This window comes from Gluconobacter sp. P1D12_c (genome assembly GCF_018812105.1).
GTDB lineage: Bacteria > Pseudomonadota > Alphaproteobacteria > Acetobacterales > Acetobacteraceae > Gluconobacter > Gluconobacter oxydans_A.
The window spans coordinates 1-424 of the sequence record NZ_JACSIQ010000548.1 but is presented as its reverse complement, the minus strand read 5'-3'; the positions used below and the strand labels follow the sequence as shown (position 1 = coordinate 424).

Here is a 424-nt window from a genome sequence, read left to right as displayed (position 1 = left end):
CTTCTTTGGTTATCGATTTGCGCCCAGGATACGGGATCTGAAAGAGCGGAAACTTCACCTGTTTCCAGATCAAAGCCCCGGTGATCTCCTGAGTGGAATGGCCGGTGACCCGATCAATACCGATCATGTTGCGGCCCACTGGGACGACCTGCTGCGTCTGGTCACATCCATTCGGAGTGGAACCGTGACGGCCTCGGCCATGCTGCGGAAGCTCGGATCTTATCCCCGTCAGAATGGTCTGGCTGTGGCCTTGCGTGAAGTTGGCCGGATCGAGCGGTCGGTTTTCATGCTCGACTGGATACAGGATCTGGATTTGCGCAGGCGAACCCAGGCAGGGCTCAACAAGGGAGAAGCCCGGAATGCGCTGGCTCGGGCGCTCTTCTTCAACCAGCTTGGTGAACTGCGGGATCGGCGTTTTGAAAAT

The 424-nt window shown here is 57.3% G+C and carries 1 protein-coding gene; it reads left to right on the top strand.

The window, feature by feature from the left end; genetic code table 11:
• Positions 1-424: Tn3 family transposase (locus KP705_RS18095; protein WP_215765297.1), on the top strand; the 424-nt coding region annotated here is incomplete at both ends.